The following is an 18702-nucleotide window of genomic DNA, read 5'->3' on the forward strand; positions in this document are numbered from 1 at the left end:
GCGGACCTTGTTGCCACGTGTTCCCCGCTTACCGCAACTGGCGCTTTTCCAGTTTGCGCGCGAGCGTGCGGCGATGCATCCCCAGCCTTCGCGCGGTCTCGGAAATGTTGAAATCGCATTCGACCAGCGTAGCGTGGATATATTCCCATTCGACCGTCTTGATCGAGCTCTTGCGCCCTTCGACCGGGACCGACGGATCGCCCGTATCGCGGCCAAAAGCTTCCTCGATGTCGTCGGTGTTGGCCGGTTTGGCAAGGTAATGCGCCGCGCCCAGCTTGATCGCCTCGACGGCGGTCGCGATGCTGGCAAACCCGGTCAGCACGACGATGCGGATGTCGGGATCGGCCTCGTGCAACATCTGTACGCAGGTCAGCCCGGACGACGTGCCGAGCTTCAGGTCGACTACGGCATAGTCAAACGCCTCGCTTGCGAGCAGCGCGGCGAGATCCTCGGGACTGACGACATGATGCACGCCATAGCCGCGCCGTTCGAAACTGCGGCGCAACGTCCGCGCAAAGGCCGGGTCGTCCTCGACGATCACCAGACGCGGCGTCTCGTTCATGCCTTGGCCTCGATCGCCTTCAACGGGATTGCCAGGCGCACTTGCGCCCCGCCGTCGGGATGGTTGCGCACATCGACTTCGCCGCCCAGCTTGCGCACCACGTTGAACACCAGGAACAGGCCGAGCCCGCCGCCGGGGCGCCCCTTGGTCGAAGCATAGGGTCGCCCGATGCGCACGAGCATTTCGTCGGAAAAGCCCGGCCCGCGGTCGCGAAAGGTCAGCACCAACATGGCCGCGTCGGTCTCGGCAATCACTTCGACATGATCGGGCGAGACTTCGAGTGCGTTATCGATGACATTGCTGATCACCTGACGCAGTGCCGGGTCCGACACGATCGGCGCATCGCGATCCATCCGGTTGATCAGGCGCACCGCACCGCCGCTGCGCGAGCTCCATTCGCGGGCAAAATCACGCACGAACGTGTTCACCGTGGTCACTTCGGGATTTTCGCCGCGCGCTTCGCCTGCAGACAGGAGAATGCCGCTGACGATCGATTTGCAGCGCAAAAGCTCGGTTTCCATCTCATGCAGTTCTTCGACGAGATCAGGCTCGGCAGCGAAAGCGGGATGCTTGAACCAGTCGCGTACCAGCACCGAGATCGTCGCCATCGGCGTGCCCAATTCGTGCGCGGCGCCCGATGCCAAAAGACCCATGCGCACGATATGATCCTCTTCGGCGGCGCGCTGGCGCAGCTGGGCCAGCGCGGCATCGCTCTGCCGCCGGTTGCGATCGATCTTGATGACAAAGAACACCAGCAGCGCCGCGATCAGGATAAAGCAGAGATAGCTGCCGGCCAGATACATGCGCAACGGATCGGCAAGCAATTCGGGCGGCAGGCCCATGGGCACATAGTAAAACGACAGCAGCGAGACCGACAGCACCGCAATCGCCGCAACGATCCAGCTCCAGTTCGGGGGCAGAAGAATCGCTCCGATCGCGATCTGCAGCAAAAACAGGAAGGTGAACGGATTGGTCGTGCCCCCGCTGAGATACAATTGCCAGGTCAGCGCGATGACATCGAGCATCAGCGCGCCGATCAGTTCGACATAGCTGTAGCCTTCGCGCTCTGTCCCCATGACCATCGTCGCGACATTGACGAGCGCGAGCAGCGCGGGGATCGCCACAAGCTGGGTCAGCGGCAACTGAATCCCGAGCACGTGGCTGACATACCAGATCGTCACCAATTGGCCGATCACCGCCATCCAGCGCAATTGGATCAGCAGCACCATGTTGCGCGCGCTGGCGGCGGGAAAGACCAGGCGGTCGCCGGAAATGGCCTGGGGGCCGGTCTGGGATGGGGGATCGGACGGCATTATCGCCGTCGCACTAACACGAATGCCCCCCCAATGGCCATGATCCCCATGGTGAACCAGGTCAGCGCATAACCAAGGTGGTTGTTGGGAAACGCGATCACGGTCAGACCCGGCACCGGCGCGTCCGCGCCCGGCGCGGAAGCCTCGGCCCAGCTGTCGATGAACAGGCGCGGATCGACCGCGACGCCTCGCCTTGCCGCGATCGCCGCGATGTCGCGCGAATACCAGCGGTCTTGCGCGGGCCGATTGGCGCGCAGCAACGCACCCTTGGGCTCGGTCGGGCGCAACAGCCCCTCGATCCGCACGGGCCCTGCCGGAACATCGCGCCGCGCGGCCTCGATCCGGCTGCCTTCGGGCAGGAACCCGCGATTGATCATGATCGTGCGGCCATCATCGCCCGCCAGCGGCACGAGTTCCCAATAGCCGGTGCCAATCGTCGACGTTCCGGTAACCAGCGTCGTGCCTGCGCTCAGAAAGTGCCCGGTCATGGCCAGCCGATGATAGGTCAGCGGCGTCAGATCGCCCGTGGGCAGCGCGGCAGGATCGATCGGCGCGGCATGGACCGCCGCTTGCGTGTCGGCAATCAGCCGGGTTTTCCAGCCGAGGCGGTGAAGCTGCCATACGCCCAGGGCAGTAAAGACGAGGGCCAGCACCAGCAAGGCCAGTGCCGGCCCTACTGCCCGTGTGCCGCCTGCCCGCGTGCCCGCAGTGCCAGGCGACGCAGGCGCCTGCATCAGGGCAGCTCGTTCATGTTGTGCGGCATCGGCATCATGTTGTGGTTGAGGTGGTACATCACCCACAGCGACCCCGAGAGCACGATTCCCACGAGAATCAGCGTGAAGACCAGCGCGAGGAAATTCCAGCCGCCTTGCGATTTCGTGTTCATGTGGAGGAAGTAGATCATGTGAACCACGACCTGGACCACGGCAAAGCCCGCAATGACCAGCGCGGTCAGGGTCTTGTCACCCAGCGCGCCCGACATCACCAGCCAGAACGGGATCGCGGTCAGCACGACCGACAGCGCGAATCCGGTGCCGTAATCCTTCAGCGAGAAATGCGGCGCGTCATCATGCGCGTCCGTGTGCGAAGAGCTCATCGCAGGGTTCCCATCAGATAGACAAATGTGAAGACGCCGACCCAGACGACGTCAAGGAAGTGCCAGAACATCGACAGGCACAGGAGCCGACGCTTGTTCGCCTCGGTCAGCCCGCTTTGCCCCAGTTGCACGAGCAAGGTGCCCAGCCAGATCAGCCCGAACGTGACGTGCAGCCCGTGCGTCCCGACCAGCGTGAAAAACGCCGACAGGAACGCGCTGCGCTGCGGGGTCGCCCCGTCGGCGATCAGGTGCGAGAATTCATAAAGCTCGATCGACAGGAAGGCAGCGCCAAACAGCGCCGTCACCAGCAACCAGCCCTGAACCCCGGCGACGCGGCCGCGCTGCATCGCGATCATGGCAAAGCCATAAGTGATCGACGAAAACAGCAGCATCGCGGTGTTGATCGCGACCAGCGGCAGTTCGAACAGATCCTTTGGCCCCGGCCCCGCCGCATAATTGCCGCCCAGCACGCCATACGCGGCGAACAGCATGGCAAAGATGAGGCAGTCGCTCATCAGGTAGATCCAGAAGCCGAGCAGCGTGCTGCCGCCTTCGGGATGATCGTGTTCGTCGAGATCGAAATACTGCGCGGTCAGGCCGCCCGCCTGCGGGGCGGCAAATTGATGCTTGCTCATGGCGTCAGGCTCCTTCGACCGTGGCCAGTTGCCGGGTACGTTCGGCCTCGGTCTTCGCCACCATGTCGGCAGAAATGTGATATGACCGGTTGGTGTTGAAAGTATGGGCAATCGCGGTCAGCAACAGCGTCGCAAAGCCCGCAATCGCCATCCACCAGATGTGCCAGATCATGGCAAAACCGAAGACCGTGCTGATCCCCGCCAGGATGATCCCGGCGCCCGTGTTGCGGGGCATGTGGATCGGGCGAAATCCTTCGAGCGGCCGGGTCACGCCGTTGCGCTTCATGTCTTCCCAGGCGTCGATGTCGTGGATCACCGGGGTAAAGGCAAAGTTGTAGGCCGGCGGCGGCGAGCTGGTCGACCATTCGAGCGTGCGGCCGCCCCAGGGATCGCCGGTTTCATCGCGCAACTGTTCACGGCGCATGATCGACACGCCATATTGCACGAGCATGGCACCGATGCCGCAGGCGATCAGGCCCGCGCCGAGCGCGGCGACGATGAAATAGGGCTGCAGACTGGCGTCGTCGAACACCCGCATGCGGCGCGTCACGCCCATCAGGCCCATGATGTAAAGCGGGGTAAACGCCAGCCAGAAGCCGGGCACCCAGCACCAGAAGCTGACTTTGCCCCAGAACGGATCGAGCTTGAAGCCGAACGCCTTGGGCCACCAGTAGTTGATCGCCGCAAACGTCCCGAACACCACGCCGCCGATAATCACGTTATGAAAGTGCGCGATCAGGAACAGCGAATTGTGCAGCACGAAGTCGGCGGGCGGCACCGCAAGCATGACCCCGGTCATCCCGCCGATCACGAACGTCAGCATGAACGCGACGGTCCACATCATCGGCAGCTCAAAGCGGATACGCCCGCGATACATCGTGAACAGCCAGTTGAACATCTTCGCACCCGTCGGGATCGAGATGACCATCGTGGTGATGCCGAAGAAGCTGTTGACGCTGGCGCCGGAGCCCATCGTGAAGAAGTGGTGCAGCCACACGATATAGGACAGCACGGTAATGACGACCGAGGCATAGACCATCGAGGTATAGCCGAACAGGCGCTTGCTGCAGAACGTCGAGGTCACTTCCGAAAACACGCCAAAGATCGGCAGGATCAGGATGTAGACTTCGGGATGGCCCCAGATCCAGATGAGGTTGACGTACATCATCGGGCTTCCACCAAAATCATTGGTGAAAAAGTTGGTCCCGACATAGCGATCGAGGCTGAGCAGCGCGAGCACGGCGGTCAGCACCGGAAACGAGGCCACGATCAGCACGTTGGTGCACAGCGCGGTCCAGGTGAACACCGGCATGCGCATCATCGTCATGCCCGGCGCGCGCATCTTGACGATCGTGGCGATCAGATTGATCCCCGAAAGCGTGGTGCCTACGCCCGCGATCTGCAGCGCCCAGATGTAATAGTCGACCCCGACGCCGGGGCTGTAGGCCAGACCCGACAGCGGCGGATAGGACAGCCAGCCGGTCTGCGCGAATTCGCCGACGAACAGCGAAGCCATGACCAGCGCCGCACCCGAGGCCGTCATCCAGAAGCTGAAATTGTTGAGAAACGGAAAACTGACGTCCCGCGCGCCGATCTGCAGCGGCACGACAAAGTTCATCAGCCCGGTTACGAACGGCATGGCCACGAAAAAGATCATGATCACGCCATGGGCGGTAAACACCTGATCATAGTGGTGCGCCGGGAAAAACCCCTCGTTGCCGTTGAACGCCACCGCCTGCTGCACACGCATCATCAGCGCATCGGCAAAGCCACGCAGGAACATCACGAGGCCGAGCACCATGTACATGATGCCGATCTTCTTGTGATCGACGCTGGTGAACCATTCCTTCCAGAGATAGCCCCAGAGGCGGAAATACGTCAGCGCGGCAAGCAGCGCGATGCCGCCCAGCGCCACGGCGGCAAAAGTGGCGACAAGGATCGGTTCGTGCAGCGGCAGCGCGTCGAGCGACAGGCGACCGAGCAACGGAGACCAGGTCTGGTCATGATTTGGCATGGATCGGTGTCCCGATTGTCAGGAAAGGGGGTGGGCGGGGGCGGGCTGCCTTGCGGCATCCGGCCGGGCCAGGCTCAGCGTGTCGCGGGCCACCGCCGCGCGCAGCGGGCGGTTATCGGCGCACCAGTCGCGCACAAAGCGGTGCAGGTTTGCATCGGCAAACCCCGGCGCAGCGCTGGAAACCTGTTCGCGCCCCTGCTTGTCATACGTCAGCGCCGCGACGTTGAGCAGGCCAGCCTTGCCGGTGCCGCCGTGGGCGTCGATCGCCGCCATTTCGCCGGTGCACAGCTTGCCCGGACGCACGCACATGTTGACGACCGCGTCAAACAGGTCGGGCGAGACGGAGGCATAGTGGATCACCGGGACTTTCTCGCTCGGCTTGTCGAGTTCGAGATAGGTCGCGCGGTCGAGATCAGAACCGGTCTTTTTGACGCCCGCAACCCAGGCGTTGAACGCATCGCCCGTCACGCTGCGCGTGGCAAAGCGCATGTGGCTAAAACCCGCGCCGCTGAAATTGGCGGAAAAGCCGGTAAACGTGCCGGGCTTGTTGAACACCGCGTGAAGCTTGGTTTCCATCCCCGGCATGGCATAGATCTGACCGGCCAGCGCGGGGACGTAGAACGAGTTCATCACTGTCGACGAGGTGATGCGAAACCGCACCGGGCGGCCTTCGGGCAGAACCAGTTCGTTGACCGTGGCGATCTTCTGTTCGGGATAGATGAACAGCCATTTCCAGTCGAGCGCGACGACTTCGACATCCATCGGCTTCGTGCCCGGCGCAATCGCGTGGCTATCGTCGATCCGGCTGAGCGGACGATAGGGATCGAGCAAGTGCGTGGCGAGCCAGGTGATCGAGCCCAGCGCGATGATGATCGCCAGCGGCGCCGTCCAGATCACCAGTTCGAGCTTGGTCGAATGATGCCATTCGGGATCATAGGCCGCCTCGGTGTTGGCCGAGCGATAGCGCCAGGCAAACAGCACGGTCAGCGCCATGACCGGCACGATGATCAGCAGCATCAGCGCGGTCGAAACCATCACCAGGTTCGCCTGCTGGCGCGCGATGTCGCCCGAAGGATTGAGCACGACCCAGTCGCAACCCGAAACAAGGGCGGCGAGCGGAAGAGCGAGAGCGCCGCGCAGAGCCCGGCGGAGATGGTCCGACCGGGTGCGCAGACGACGGGGGGGTGTTTCTGCACGCATGGGGCGGGCCGTAAGCGCGACGAACCGTGCATGCGATAGGACATTTTGTCCCAGATCTTGACGGGCATCAATGACTCTGGGAGTTTGTTTCAAAAGCGGGAAAAGCGGGCACCCCGGCCCCTCCTGCGACGCACAATTTCAGGGGGAGAGAACATTGGCCATGACGTCTCAAGGGTATGACATCCTCGCCCGCCTGCAATCGGGTACGCCGGGCCCTTCGAATGGCCGCCACGCACACCCTGTCACCCCGGGCGACATCGCCATCGGGGTCATCATCGGCCGCACCTCGGAATTCTTCGACTTCTTTGTCTATGCCATCGCCTCGGTGCTGGTGTTTCCCAAACTCGTGTTCCCCTGGCTGCCGCCGCTGCAGGCGACGCTGGCCTCGTTTGCAGTGTTTGCCCTGGCGTTTGTCGCGCGACCGGCAGGCTCGATCTGGTTCACCGGGCTCGACCGCGCCTATGGTCGGGGGTTCAAGCTGACCGTGGCGCTGGTGCTGCTGGGCGGATCGACGGCGGCGATCGCGTTTCTGCCCGGCCACGAATCGATCGGGCTGGCCTCGGCGGGCTTGCTTGCGCTGCTCCGGCTGGGACAGGGCTTTGCCCAAGGGGGAACCTGGGACGGCCTGCCCTCGCTGCTCGCGCTCCAGGCCCCCGAAGGCCGCCGCGGCTGGTACGCGATGATCCCGCAATTGGGCGCGCCGCTCGGGCTGATCGTCGCCAGCTTGCTGTTCGCGTTCTTTACCGCCTCGCTCGATTCGGACGATTTCCTCGACTGGGGCTGGCGCTATCCCTTCTTCGTGGCCTTTGCGATCAATGTCGTCGCGCTGTTTGCGCGGCTGCGCATCGTCGAATCGGCCTCGTTCGAACAGCTTTACGAAGATCGCGATCTGATGGCCGAACGCCCTTTGCGCACGCTGGCGCAGCAATGGCGCACAGTCGTGATCGGCGCCTTTGCCCCACTCGCCAGCTTTGCGCTGTTTCACATGGTCACCGTGTTTCCCTTGTCATGGGTCCACTTGTTCACCCCCGAATCATCGACTCGCTTTCTCGTGCTCGAAGCGGGTGCGGCGACCACCGGGCTGGTGGCGATGGTCGCTTCGGGACAATTGGCCGATCAGTTTGGACGGCGGCGCCTGCTTGCGGCCTCTGCTGCGGCGATCGCGGTGTTCAGCGGCTTTGCCCCGCAGTTGCTGGCCTTGGGCGAGACCGGCCAATTCGCCTTCATGATCATCGGCTTTTTGCTGCTCGGGCTGTGCTTTGGCCAATCGTCGGGGGTGCTCGCCAGCGAATTTCCGCTGCGCCATCGCTACACCGGCGCGGCCTTGACCAATGATCTGGCCTGGCTGGTCGGCGCCGGTTTTGCCCCCTTGGTCGCGCTGTGGGCCTCGGCGCATTTCGGACTGGTCGCCTCGGGCGCCTATCTCCTGTCGGGCGCACTGGCGACCCTGATCGCGCTATGGGTCAATCGCGGCCTCGCACGCGGGGCCTGATCGGGAAACTGTCCTGCCCGGCACGAACGCCGGGCAGGAAACAGGGTCAGGGCCCGCCAAGATCAGGGCTTGGACAATTCCGCCCGCGCCGCCGCAATGTCGGGGGCAAGGCGCGGATCGGCCAGCAGTGCCTTTGCCGCCAAAACACCGAGCAGATGGCCCGCCTCGACATCGCTGGCGAAATGGACCGCGCAGATCTCGCGGCTATAGCCATAGTCTGCCGCGCGAGCGAAAATCGCGGCGCGCCGCTCGGGGATCAGATCGGACAAGACCCAGGCCATGCTCCAGCCAAAGGTGGCGTGGCCGCTCGGATAAGACCGGTCGCCGCCTTTGCCCCCCGCGCTGCCGCTGCCGCAATGGGCCAGCGCGGGATCGACCGTATAAGGCCGGGCCCGGCGAAAATGGCGCTTGGCCACGTCGGCCACGACTTCGATCTCGTCCTCGATTTCGTCGAGCAGATGCGCCGTCGCGGGCAGCTTCGTCAGGTCGCGCCCGACCACGGCGTTGAACGCGCGCGGGGTTTCGTCTTCGCCATCGGCCGCAGCCGCAGCGTGCCGCTCTGGCGCCACGATCTTGGCAAAAGCCAGGACTTCGTCCATTTCGGCGCGTTCCTCGATCGAACCGATCACGGGCGGTTCGGGCAGCACACGCTCGGGCGCAAAAGCCTGCGGATCAAGCCAGCGCAGCGTCTTGGCCGGCTTGGTCGCGGCCATGTCGTGCGCCGGATCGGCAAAGGCCGTTCCGCCCGCGATCAACGCGCCAAAGGCGCCAAGCAGCAAGGCGGCGCGCAGCATCCCCCTGGGACCGGAATGGGCGGGCATCGAATTCCCCTGTCAAGCAAAGCGGACAACCCGGCCCGCGCGGTAGGGTCCGGCTATGGCGACGGCGTGACAGTCCGGTGACACAAAGGCCCCGCAAAGGGCCTTCGACCGTCACATTGCAAATATAGAATTTCAGATCCCGCCCAATTTCAAATCCGGGGCAGGGCAACCGCGGGAAAGGCAATCCGCACTTCAAGCCCCGGCCCGCTGTCCGCCAGTTCCAGCCGCCCCTGATGAAACCGCACGATCGCCTGCGCGATCGACAGGCCAAGCCCGCTGCCACGCCGGTCTGCCGCCGCCGTGCCTCGCTCCAGCGGGCGCAACACCCGCGCGCAGTCCCCGCGCGGCAAGCCGGGGCCATTGTCCTGCAAGACGAGCTCGACATGATCGCCCGCGCGATGGACCGACAGCCGGGCGCTCGTCCCCGCCGGGGTATGCGTCGCGACGTTCTGCAGCAGATTGACCAGCAATTGCGTGATCAGCCCCGGATCGCCGTGAATTGCGGCCGGCTCCAACGGCCCGGTGACCAAAGTGCCGCCGGCATCGGCAATCACCGGCTCCATCGTTTCGGCAATATCCTCGACCAATCGGTCGAGCGAGAGCGCGACCATTGCCCCGCCGTGACGCCCGCCCTCGATCTCGGCCAACCGCAACAGCGCATCGAAAATCGCGATGATCCCGGCGCATTCGCGCTCCGCCGCCTCGATCGCCCGGCGCAGCCGCGCTTCGTCACCGGCAAGATCACACGTCAAAAGCGTGCTCAGCCGGGTCAGCGGCGTGCGCAAGTCATGCGCCAGCGCGCTGGCGAAATGGCGTTGCGTCTCGACCAGGCTTTCCATGCGGTCGAGCATCCGGTTGAGACTTTCCGCCTGGCGCGCAAACATGCCGTCGAGCCCGTCCATCGGCACCCGCCGCGCCAGATCCCCGGCGGCGGCGATCGCATCGGCGGTCGCCCCGGTCGCCGCCAGCCGCCGCGCCGTCAGATGGGCAAAAAACCACGTCGCCCCCAGCCCCGCCGTCAGCGCCGCAACGAACGCGCCCATGACGAGATGCGGCAACAGCGCGCGCAGCCCCGCCGCCGCCTCGCTGTGCTGGACAATCACGAACAGCGACCCGTCGGGCAAGCGCTCGGCCAGCGCCCGCCCGCGCTGCCACGTCCGCCCGCCGCCCAGAAACAGGACATCGGACAATCCCGGACGCGGCCGCACCGCCAGCCGCCCCGCCACTTGCCGCCCGTCGGGGGCAAACAGGCTATAGGTGCGCTCGCTGGTGATCTTGCGCGCCTGCCAGTCGCGGATGCGCGCGGCGACTTCCTCGCTGGTCGCCGCCCGGCCCGACGGCACGCGCAGAAACTTCGCCTTGTGATGGATCAGATCGCTGTCGATGCGCAGCGCGACCGTGCGCTCGGCCACGACGAACACCAGCGCGCCCATCAGCAGCATGGCCAGCGCAAACACGCCGCCGATCATGAAAAAGATCCGCCCTGCCCCCGGCCAGCGGGCGCGAATATCGGCCGTTCTGGTGCGTGCCAAGATCAGAAAATCGCCATTACCGGCAAGCGCCCGCCAAAAGCACATAGCCTTCGCCGCGCCGGGTCAGGATCGGATCGATGCCCAGTTCCTGCAACCGCGTGCGCAGGCGGCTCATGTTGCTTTCGACGATATTGGTGCCGGGGCTGAAGCTGTAGCCCCAGACGTGTTCGAGCAGCATGTCGCGCGTCACCAGCCGGTCGGCATGGAGCATCAGGTGCGCCAGCAGCGAATAGAGCTTGCGATTGAGCTCGACCGAAGCCGGGCCAAAGCAGGCGGCATGACGGCTGGGATCGAGCCGCAGCCGCCCGACGCTGCGCGCCGCCTGTTCGGATGATCCCCGCTGCGGCGTGCGACGCGAAATGGCGTGAACGCGCGCCACCAGTTCGGCCATGTGAAACGGCTTGGCCAGGTAATCGTCGGCCCCCGATTCGAGGCCCTCGATGCGATCCTTGACCGAGCCCAGCGCGCTCAGCATCAGCACCGGCGGCACTGTGCCATGGCGACGCCAGGCGCGAATGATGTCGATGCCGTTGCCGTCGGGCAGCAAGCGGTCGAGCACGACACTGTCGAATTCGCCCGTGCGGCTGCGTTCCAGCGCCTGCGCGGCGTTGACGGCGAGAGTCGTGTCGATCCCCGCCGCGCCCAGTCCGCTGACGATATGTCCGCCGATGACCGGATCGTCTTCTATCACCAGGCAATGCACGGATCGTTCTCCACCGGTCAGCAAGGCCGGTCGATTACGACAGATTCAAGACGGTGATGTTACAATCCGCCCCGGCGCCACGTCCTCATCGGCATCGTGGTGCCCGCTGATCGCGTCGCCATCGCCCCGCCGCAGCCCCGCAAAGACTGCCGCCGACGCGATCGTGACCGCGCCCAGAATGACGAACGCATGGTGCACGCTGGTCAGCATCTCGGTGCGTTCGGTCGCCCGCGAGGTGACAAATCCGGCCGTGACCAGACCGGCGCTTGCCACGCCAAAGCTCATCGACAATTGCTGAAACGTGCTGGCAAAGGCGCTGGCGCGGCTGGTGCGCGGCTGCGGCACATCGGCATAGGCGAGCGTGTTGATCGCGGTGAATTGCGCCGACATCAACATGCCATAGATCATCGCCTGAAAGCAGATCATCCATACCGGCGTCGCCGGACCGACCGTGCCAAACAGCATCAGCATCAGGCCGAGCGCCACGGTGTTGCCGATCAGCATCGAGCGATAGCCGAAAAATGCCAGTTCATAGCGCACGAAGATCTTGCTGCTCATCGCGCCCAAAGCCTGAGGCATGAACAGCAGCCCGGAATGGAGCGGCGCAAAGCCAAGCCCGGTCTGATAGAGCAAAGGCAACAGGAATGGCGCGCCGCCCACGCCCAGCCGGGTCACGAATCCCCCCGCGACCGACACGGCAAACGTGCGAAAACGCAAGAGATCGAGATCGAGCAGCGGATTGGCCAGCCGCCGCGCATGGCGCCAGTACAACGCCAGCAGCGCGATCGCGATTGTCCCGGCCACCGTGACCACCCGCCCGCCGGCATGGTGTTCGCCAAACACTTCGAGCGTCCACGACAAAAGCGCGATGCCGCTGCCAAACCAGACCAGCCCCATGCGATCGAGCGGCGGCACGTTGTCCCCGCGATAATCGGGCAGGCGCAGCCCCACCAGCACGAGCCCTGTCAGCCCGATCGGGATATTGAGGAAAAAGATGTCCTCCCACCGCGCCACGCTGATTATGAACCCGCCCAGCGCGGGCCCGATCAGCGGCCCGACCAGCATCGGGATTGCCACAAAGCTCATCGCGCGAACCAGTTCCGCCTTGGGAAACGTGCGCACCAGCGTCAGCCGCCCGACCGGCACCATCATCGCCCCGCCCATCCCCTGAATGATCCGGCAGGTCACCAGCAAGGGTATTGAATGGCTCAGCCCGCACAGCACCGAGCCCAGCGTGAACACCGCGATCGCGGCGGTGAACACCCGCCGCGTGCCGAACCGATCGGCCACCCACCCGCTTGCGGGGATAAACACCGCAAGGCTCAGCGCATAGCTCGCCAGCACCGCCTTCATGCTCAGTTCGGATTCATGCAGCGCCCGCGCCATCGTCGGCACAGCGGTATTGAGCACCGTGGTATCGAGCGATTCCATAAAAAACGCGATCGCCACCAGCCACGGCAAAAACCGCTTGGAAATCGGCTGTGCGTTCAGAAACTTCGGGAAAATGGACAATTCGGACAATGCTCCGGTCCGCCTCAGCTTTGCGTCCGGCGATGCGGACGCCACAGGAATCGCCCAAGCATTGCAGATACCTGCCCCGCGTCAAGCGGGCCGGTCGTGCGAATTGGTATCAGGAAAATGGAGGCCCGACCCGGAATCGAACCGGGGTAAACGGATTTGCAATCCGGTGCGTAACCACTCCGCCATCGGGCCTCATTCCCGCGCCCTGCGCAAGAGCGGCGCAGTTAGCCGAGCGCGAGGCTTTGGGCAATCGGATTCTTTCGCCCCGCGTTCGGTCGGTCGGTTGCGTCAGGGATCGACGAATTCGGGCGCGCGCTTTTCCATGCCGGCGCGCACCGATTCGATCTGGTTGGGCGAATACATCAGTTCGATCTGGCTCACGCTTTCGGCGAGCAGCGCGTCGGCGGGCGTCATCAGCGGCGTGCGATTCGACAAGTCCTTGGCGCCGCGCACGGCATGCGGGCTCTTGCCCGCGATCGCGCGCGCCAGCGCCATGGCACGCGCAAGAGGGTCGATATCGACATGGGTGGCAAAGCCCAGCGCTGCGGCCTCGACCCCGGTGAATTCACGATGGGTATACGTCAGTTCGCGCAACACGTCGTCGCGCACATTGCCGCGCCACAGCAGGTATCCGCCCATATCGGGGACCAGCCCCCATTTGACCTCCATCACCGCCATGCGCGTTTCGGGATGGGCAATGCGGATGTCGGCCCCGCTGGCGATCTGCAGGCCGCCGCCAAAGCACACGCCATGTACCGCCGCGATCACCGGAACCGGCACATCGCGCCAGACGGTGGCGGCATATTGCGCGCGGTTGGCAATGCCGTGCGTGCGGTCGGCGAGCGATCCGCCCTTCCAGCGATCGGCATTGCCAAGGCTGGACAGATCGAGCCCGGCGCAAAATGCGCGCCCCGCCCCCGACAGCACAACGGCACGCACGTCGCGGGCCCCGCGCAAGTGATCGCCCGCCGCGATGATCGCGCCAAACATCGCATCGTCGAGCGCGTTCATCTTGTCCGCGCGGTTAAGCACGACATGCGCGACATGTGCGGTAACGGTGACCGTGACGCGGTCGTCGAAATTCAGGCTCATGCATCCATCCCGAGCAATTTCATCGGGCGATGAATTGCCCGGGATGGATGCGAAGTCCAGTGGGTTTACGCACGGTGGGAGAGGCGGCACCGGCCCGCTCCCCCACCCGACCTCCCATAGAGTACTGCCGTCGGGAGGTCGGGTGGGGGAGCGGACCGCCGCCGCCTTCAAAAAACCACTCTTTCGCGGCCACTCTTTCGCGAATTGTGATCCGGTCACCCCGCGCTGGCGTTGACGCCCATGCTTTGCAGATAGCGGCGAACGTTGCGCGCGGCCTGGCGCAGGCGCTGTTCGTTTTCGACAAGCGCGATGCGGACATAACCTTCGCCGTCTTCGCCATAGCCGACGCCGGGGGCGACCGCGACTTCGGCCTGGGTCAGCAATTGCTTGGAAAATTCAAGGCTGCCCAGATGGCGCAGCGCAGGCGGCAACGGGGCCCAGGCAAACATCGATGCGGGCGGGCTGGGAATGTCCCATCCGGCGCGACCAAAGCTTTCGACCAGCACATCGCGGCGTTTTTGATAAAGCTCGCGATTCTTGTCGACGATGTCCTGCGGCCCGTTGAGCGCGGCGCACGTCGCTGCCTGAATCGGCGTGAACGCGCCGTAATCGAGGTAGGATTTGACCCGCGTCAGGGCGGCAATCAGCCTGGGATTGCCCACCGCGAAACCGACGCGCCAGCCGGCCATCGAAAACGTCTTGCTCATGCTGGTGAATTCGACCGCGACATCCTTGGCGCCGGGCACTTCCAGAATCGAGCGGGTCGGAGTGCCGTCGTAATAGAGCTCGGAATAGGCAAGGTCCGACAGGATCCACACCTTGTTTTCGCGCGCCCAGGCCACCAATCGCTCGTAAAACGCCAGATCGACCGTCTCGGCGGTCGGATTCGACGGATAGTTGACGATCAGCACCGAAGGACGCGGCACGGAATAGCGCATCGCCCGGTCAAGCGATTCCCAATAGCGTTCATCGGGCGTGGTCGGCACCGACCGAATCGTCGCCCCCGCAATGATGAAGCCGAATGTATGAATCGGATAGCTGGGGTTGGGCGCCAGCACGACATCGCCCGGCGCGGTGATCGCATTGGCGAGGCTCGCGAGCCCTTCCTTTGACCCGAGCGTCATCACCACTTCGGTCTCGGGATCGAGATCGACGCCAAACCGGCGTGCATAATAATTGGCCTGCGCCTTGCGCACGCCCGGAATCCCGCGCGACGCAGAATAGCCGTGGGCCGAAGGTTTTTGCGCCACTTCGCACAGCTTGTCGATGACATGCTGGGGCGGCGGCAGATCGGGATTGCCCATGCCGAGGTCGATGATGTCCCGCCCGGCGGCGCGTGCTGCGGCCCGCATGCCGTTGACTTCGGCGATGACGTAGGGCGGCAGGCGCTTCATGCGGTAGAATTCTTCGTCCACGGTAAAAGGTCTTTCTCCGACCGGGCGAAATTGCCCGGAGGCCAAGGCCCTTACGCCAAACCGCCGTTCATGAAAACCATGCTGCATCCAACCCGCAAAACAGCACGGTTCGCACCGAGCGCTGTGGATATGTGCCGCGCCCGGGTCTAAGCTCGACTTTGTACGTTTTGGGTCAGGTCCAGATCCAGAAGATGCTGTTGTTTGCGACGTGGTTGAGTGCCTGATCGAGGGGCAGGACGCATCCGCCCATGTCGTCGATGTCCTCCCATTTACGCCGGTGTGACCAGTAGGCGATCCTGACGTCGTCACCTGTGCCGGGCGGCTTGAGACGTTCGGTGGGTGCCTCGGTTGCCAGCAGGTACAGGTGGAAAGCGCCTTTGTCCTTGTACCAGCCAACGCCGCCGCCGTTGGCATCGTCAAATGCTTCGATGCGCAGTTCGATTTCATCATCACCCATGGCGCAGCCATAACCGTCTTCGACTCAGGGCGCATCTGTTTCACTTCATCCCATGGTGACAGTGGTGTTGTTTTGCGCAACGTGTGGCGTGACGTTGATGTCTCGCAGATCGGCAACGAATTGGGCTGCATCATAGGCCTTGTCGGCCCCGAGCGGGATCCTGTGTTGCGCGTCCAAGCGCTTGAGCATGGTCAGCGCAGCCTCGCGTTCGGCGGTGCCAGTAGCCTTGGTCAACAGCGCATCGACGATCAGGCCGTGGCGGTTTTCCATCAGAACATGGCCCATGTGGGATAGTCTCGCGGCCTGACCTTGCGCTTTTTTGTAAAGCCGTGCGTCGGGGTCGGTGGTCGAGGCGTGGGTTTCGTTGCTACGCTTCTCCTTGCGAAAATCGCGCTCGGCATTGCGGCCCTTGGTTTTGGCCGAGCCGTTGTCGCTGCCGCCTGCATCATCGCCGTCGTCTGAGCCGCCGTCCTTGGGTTTGAAGCTCTTCATGCTGGCCCAGGCATCGATCAGCGTGCCATCGACCGAGAAATGGTCGTTCGACAACAGCGCCTTGACCCGTGGCGGGTTCAGCACCGCAGCCATGAACTTGGCCGCAATATCACCCGCCATCAGCCGGTCGCGATTCTTGGTGAACACCGTCACATCCCAGATCGGCGCATCCATCGACAGGCCGACAAACCACCGAAACATCAGGTTGTAGTCGAGTTGCTCCATCAACTGGCGCCCTGAGCGGATCGAGAAAAATGCCTGAAGTAGCAAAGCCCGAAGCAGCTTCTCGGGCGCGATCGAAGGGCGACCTATCCGCGAATACAGCTGCTCGAAATCGGCGGACAAAACCTCCAGTGCCTCGTCCACAATCGCCCGGATCGCCCGCCATGGATGACCTTGCGGCACGCGCGCTTCGCAGCTCACGTATGAAAAAAGACCCTCGCTCCGATCATCCCCGCCGCGCATCCATGTTTCCCTTGCTTTCGCAACGAAAACATCGAATCATATCAACGCCGTCAGCGGAAGCCTTTTTCCGCAGCCTGTTAGGCGATCGGCTTCGCGGATCTCATCGTGGCCAGCGGTCAATGGCCGCATCTACAGGTCGGACATATGACTGCACCGTCCGAAGGAATTCATGCCGCAATCGCCTTGCTAACCGGGCCGTTCCACATATGAGTCAGACCCCCGTTTGGACGCCGATTGACAGTTCAGAAGGCGTAGCGGAAGTTGAGGCCGCACACGACGCCCTGCACAGTTGTCGTCGCGACTTCGAACAGGATGGCCGTGTTCGGATCGCGGCGGAGCAGTGTGCGGCTTGCTCTATAATGCAAAAGGGCAGATGCGGCCTTGATGCCGATGATTGTCCCCACCGACGGTCGTTTGCCGTAAAGTGGATTGCCTTCTTCGCAGTTGGGCTTGTGGACGCAACTGATCGTCTGGGCCGCGTCGAGCGCGTTAAGCAACTGGTAGCCGATTTCGAGATTGTTTACGAGGCGGCGCGTCCTGACGAGTTTTCGCTCGGTCTCGTCGAGCTCTTTTGAGGAAATATCTGCGGGTGGGGTGGCGCGTGTTGCTTTGTCTTCTGAAGAAGGAGGGCCGTATATTTGACCATCATGGCAAAAGGCTGATGTAGATGGTATAAAAATAAAATATAATGTTGCAAAAATAGATGTGAATTTTGGAACAGTTTTGTTTTTCATCTCTTAATATCCCAATGCGTTTTTATGCATGGGATTGAATATCAGGGAGAATGTGATTTTTGTTGAATAGATTGCTCTATAATGACTATTGATTTATAAATTTTATGCATCCCGTTTGGATATTTTTCCGACATAAACTGGAATTTGATAAAATTGCTTGTTAATTCCGTCAATTATGTGTGTGCCAAATTGGTCCATATTGACGGAATAGGTATATCTACTTAGTTATCATCCGCTTCAAAATGGATACAAAGCAAGCATACCTAGTAGGAGGCTTCCATGAAAATTGCTGCTTTTTCGACGATCCTTGCCGCTTCACTCCTTGCCAGCACGACTGCCTATGCTCAAGATGCGGCCATTGTGCCCGCGCAGGTGGCTCCTATAAGCCCGACATCCGCGATCGTGGCGCCGAGTTCGGTCGGCGACGCATCGGCTAACGCCACCAAAGCCAGCACGACCGCTCTCGCCAATCAGGCCAAGGGCGAGAAGAAGGGCGGGCGAGGCTCGGTGCTAGAAGCCATCGGGTTTGGCCTACTGTCGATCATGGTGATTACCGTATCGATCTGACAACGCTTGTGATGGGCGCCATGCCGCGCAGCGCATGATACCATGAAGCGGGAAACGCTTTTTCGTCAAAAATCACGTGAAAACAAGTTTCAGACTTTGATGCATCGGTAGGTCCAATGTCATCATTGTCTTGGGGCTTGTCAGGCGCCCGCATGGCGCTCGAGTTTTGGGCATAGGCGGCCTCAATCGGGCGGTTACTCTCGATCCGCGACGCCCTGACGTGATGGCGTGGACGACTCCTGCACCAGCGTAGCTGTGTCATAATGCGGTCGTTGTAGTTCCACGTCTGGGAGTCGGCAGATGAAGCAGGAGGTTGTTACCGTCGGATTGGATCTGGCGAAGAGCGTTTTCCAGGTTCACGCAATAGGTGGAGACGGCACCGTTCTGGTCCGGCGCAAACTTCGGCGGGCAGAGGTGGTCGGCTTCTTCACCGATCTTCCGGCCTGCCTCATCGGCATGGAGGCATGTGCGTCGGCGCACCATTGGGCTCGGGAGTTGATAGCGTTGGGGCACGAGGTCCGGCTGATGCCAGTCGGTGCGACCGCGGTCATGCGAATGACGCGCAAAAATGCTGATCGGCAGCCATGGATT

General features: G+C 62.8%; 17 protein-coding genes, 1 tRNA gene and 2 pseudogenes. 3 read left to right on the forward strand and 17 right to left on the reverse strand.

The features are described from left to right. Positions 1-28: 28 nt before the first annotated feature. Genes AQZ50_RS15500 through cyoA form a run of 7 tightly spaced genes read right to left on the reverse strand, consistent with a single transcriptional unit; the run spans position 29 to position 6820 of the window. Positions 29-562, reverse strand: a complete 534-nt coding sequence (locus AQZ50_RS15500) for a response regulator transcription factor (protein WP_067747538.1) — start codon at positions 560-562, stop codon at positions 29-31. Continuing rightward, a complete protein-coding gene (locus tag AQZ50_RS15505) occupies positions 559-1875 on the reverse strand; it encodes an ATP-binding protein (protein WP_067747540.1) in 1317 nt (438 codons plus the stop codon). Before AQZ50_RS15505 ends, AQZ50_RS15500 begins: the two co-directional genes overlap by 4 nt. After that, a complete protein-coding gene (locus AQZ50_RS15510) occupies positions 1875-2609 on the reverse strand; it encodes an SURF1 family protein (protein ID WP_082703700.1) in 735 nt (244 codons plus the stop codon). The genes AQZ50_RS15505 and AQZ50_RS15510 overlap by 1 nt, the downstream gene beginning before the upstream one ends. Further along, a complete protein-coding gene (cyoD, locus tag AQZ50_RS15515; protein WP_197412518.1) occupies positions 2609-2971 on the reverse strand; it encodes a cytochrome o ubiquinol oxidase subunit IV in 363 nt (120 codons plus the stop codon). The genes AQZ50_RS15510 and cyoD overlap by 1 nt, the downstream gene beginning before the upstream one ends. After that, positions 2968-3606: a cytochrome o ubiquinol oxidase subunit III gene (gene cyoC / locus AQZ50_RS15520; RefSeq protein ID WP_067747542.1), complete on the reverse strand. Its 639-nt coding sequence runs from the start codon at positions 3604-3606 to the stop codon at positions 2968-2970. Before cyoC ends, cyoD begins: the two co-directional genes overlap by 4 nt. 4 nt (positions 3607-3610) lie before the next feature. Continuing rightward, positions 3611-5620 carry a cytochrome o ubiquinol oxidase subunit I gene (cyoB, locus tag AQZ50_RS15525; protein ID WP_067747544.1) on the reverse strand — a complete coding sequence of 670 codons (2010 nt, stop codon included), beginning with the start codon at positions 5618-5620 and terminating at the stop codon, positions 3611-3613. A gap of 18 nt (positions 5621-5638) precedes the next feature. Further along, positions 5639-6820 (reverse strand): ubiquinol oxidase subunit II, encoded by a 1182-nt coding sequence (cyoA, locus tag AQZ50_RS15530; protein ID WP_067747546.1) that lies wholly within the window; start codon positions 6818-6820, stop codon positions 5639-5641. Positions 6821-6980: 160 nt separating this feature from the next. On the opposite strand from cyoA, the gene AQZ50_RS15535 reads away from it, so the two are divergent. Next, complete coding sequence (locus AQZ50_RS15535; protein ID WP_082703701.1) at positions 6981-8312, forward strand: MFS transporter; 1332 nt, start codon at positions 6981-6983, stop codon at positions 8310-8312. A 62-nt stretch (positions 8313-8374) separates the two neighbouring features. Here AQZ50_RS15535 and AQZ50_RS15540 read toward each other — a convergent pair whose 3' ends face one another. The 10 genes and pseudogenes from AQZ50_RS15540 to AQZ50_RS20550 form a co-directional block, all read right to left on the reverse strand. Continuing rightward, positions 8375-9133 (reverse strand): phosphatase PAP2 family protein, encoded by a 759-nt coding sequence (locus AQZ50_RS15540; protein ID WP_231730335.1) that lies wholly within the window; start codon positions 9131-9133, stop codon positions 8375-8377. Between the two features lie 149 nt (positions 9134-9282). Further along, positions 9283-10665, reverse strand: a complete 1383-nt coding sequence (locus tag AQZ50_RS15545) for a sensor histidine kinase (RefSeq protein WP_231730336.1) — start codon at positions 10663-10665, stop codon at positions 9283-9285. A 16-nt stretch (positions 10666-10681) separates the two neighbouring features. Further along, positions 10682-11368, reverse strand: a complete 687-nt coding sequence (locus AQZ50_RS15550; protein WP_067747550.1) for a response regulator transcription factor — start codon at positions 11366-11368, stop codon at positions 10682-10684. Between the two features lie 45 nt (positions 11369-11413). Beyond that, on the reverse strand, positions 11414-12889 hold the full coding sequence (locus AQZ50_RS15555; protein ID WP_231730337.1) for a DHA2 family efflux MFS transporter permease subunit: 1476 nt from the start codon (positions 12887-12889) through the stop codon (positions 11414-11416). 118 nt (positions 12890-13007) lie between these two features. Beyond that, a tRNA-Cys gene (locus AQZ50_RS15560) sits at positions 13008-13081 on the reverse strand. A 96-nt stretch (positions 13082-13177) separates the two neighbouring features. Next, positions 13178-13981 (reverse strand): crotonase/enoyl-CoA hydratase family protein, encoded by an 804-nt coding sequence (locus AQZ50_RS15565; protein ID WP_067747552.1) that lies wholly within the window; start codon positions 13979-13981, stop codon positions 13178-13180. 215 nt (positions 13982-14196) lie between these two features. After that, positions 14197-15396, reverse strand: coding sequence for an LL-diaminopimelate aminotransferase (locus AQZ50_RS15570; protein WP_067747553.1), 1200 nt, complete (start codon positions 15394-15396; stop codon positions 14197-14199). Positions 15397-15568: 172 nt separating this feature from the next. Next, a complete protein-coding gene (locus AQZ50_RS15575) occupies positions 15569-15853 on the reverse strand; it encodes a hypothetical protein (protein ID WP_067747554.1) in 285 nt (94 codons plus the stop codon). Between the two features lie 69 nt (positions 15854-15922). Further along, a pseudogene (locus AQZ50_RS15580) lies at positions 15923-16810 on the reverse strand (IS5 family transposase); the annotation flags it as partial. 242 nt (positions 16811-17052) lie between these two features. Next, the gene (locus AQZ50_RS20550) at positions 17053-17544 is read right to left on the reverse strand and encodes a hypothetical protein (protein WP_156427394.1); all 492 of its coding nucleotides are present in this window, start codon (positions 17542-17544) and stop codon (positions 17053-17055) included. A gap of 279 nt (positions 17545-17823) precedes the next feature. Here AQZ50_RS20550 and AQZ50_RS15590 point away from each other — a divergent pair, with 279 nt between their 5' ends. Together AQZ50_RS15590 and AQZ50_RS15595 are read left to right on the forward strand one after the other, a co-directional pair. Beyond that, complete coding sequence (locus AQZ50_RS15590) at positions 17824-18111, forward strand: hypothetical protein (protein ID WP_067747558.1); 288 nt, start codon at positions 17824-17826, stop codon at positions 18109-18111. Between the two features lie 300 nt (positions 18112-18411). Beyond that, positions 18412-18702: pseudogene (locus AQZ50_RS15595) on the forward strand (IS110 family transposase); the annotation flags it as partial.

The organism is Novosphingobium sp. Fuku2-ISO-50 (genome assembly GCF_001519055.1).
Classification (GTDB): domain Bacteria; phylum Pseudomonadota; class Alphaproteobacteria; order Sphingomonadales; family Sphingomonadaceae; genus Novosphingobium.

Excerpts from the sequence above, each read along its gene's own strand:
- AQZ50_RS15500 (WP_067747538.1), bottom strand. The coding sequence starts at position 562 with ATGAACGAGACGCCGCGTCTGGTGATCGTCGAGGACGACCCGGCCTTT.
- AQZ50_RS15505 (WP_067747540.1), bottom strand. The coding sequence starts at position 1,875 with ATGCCGTCCGATCCCCCATCCCAGACCGGCCCCCAGGCCATTTCCGGC.
- AQZ50_RS15510 (WP_082703700.1), bottom strand. The coding sequence starts at position 2,609 with ATGCAGGCGCCTGCGTCGCCTGGCACTGCGGGCACGCGGGCAGGCGGC.
- cyoD (WP_197412518.1), bottom strand. The coding sequence starts at position 2,971 with ATGAGCTCTTCGCACACGGACGCGCATGATGACGCGCCGCATTTCTCG.
- cyoC (WP_067747542.1), bottom strand. The coding sequence starts at position 3,606 with ATGAGCAAGCATCAATTTGCCGCCCCGCAGGCGGGCGGCCTGACCGCG.
- cyoB (WP_067747544.1), bottom strand. The coding sequence starts at position 5,620 with ATGCCAAATCATGACCAGACCTGGTCTCCGTTGCTCGGTCGCCTGTCG.
- cyoA (WP_067747546.1), bottom strand. The coding sequence starts at position 6,820 with ATGCGTGCAGAAACACCCCCCCGTCGTCTGCGCACCCGGTCGGACCAT.
- AQZ50_RS15535 (WP_082703701.1), top strand. The coding sequence starts at position 6,981 with ATGACGTCTCAAGGGTATGACATCCTCGCCCGCCTGCAATCGGGTACG.
- AQZ50_RS15540 (WP_231730335.1), bottom strand. The coding sequence starts at position 9,133 with ATGCCCGCCCATTCCGGTCCCAGGGGGATGCTGCGCGCCGCCTTGCTG.
- AQZ50_RS15565 (WP_067747552.1), bottom strand. The coding sequence starts at position 13,981 with ATGAGCCTGAATTTCGACGACCGCGTCACGGTCACCGTTACCGCACAT.
- AQZ50_RS15575 (WP_067747554.1), bottom strand. The coding sequence starts at position 15,853 with ATGGGTGATGATGAAATCGAACTGCGCATCGAAGCATTTGACGATGCC.
- AQZ50_RS20550 (WP_156427394.1), bottom strand. The coding sequence starts at position 17,544 with ATGAAAAACAAAACTGTTCCAAAATTCACATCTATTTTTGCAACATTA.
- AQZ50_RS15590 (WP_067747558.1), top strand. The coding sequence starts at position 17,824 with ATGAAAATTGCTGCTTTTTCGACGATCCTTGCCGCTTCACTCCTTGCC.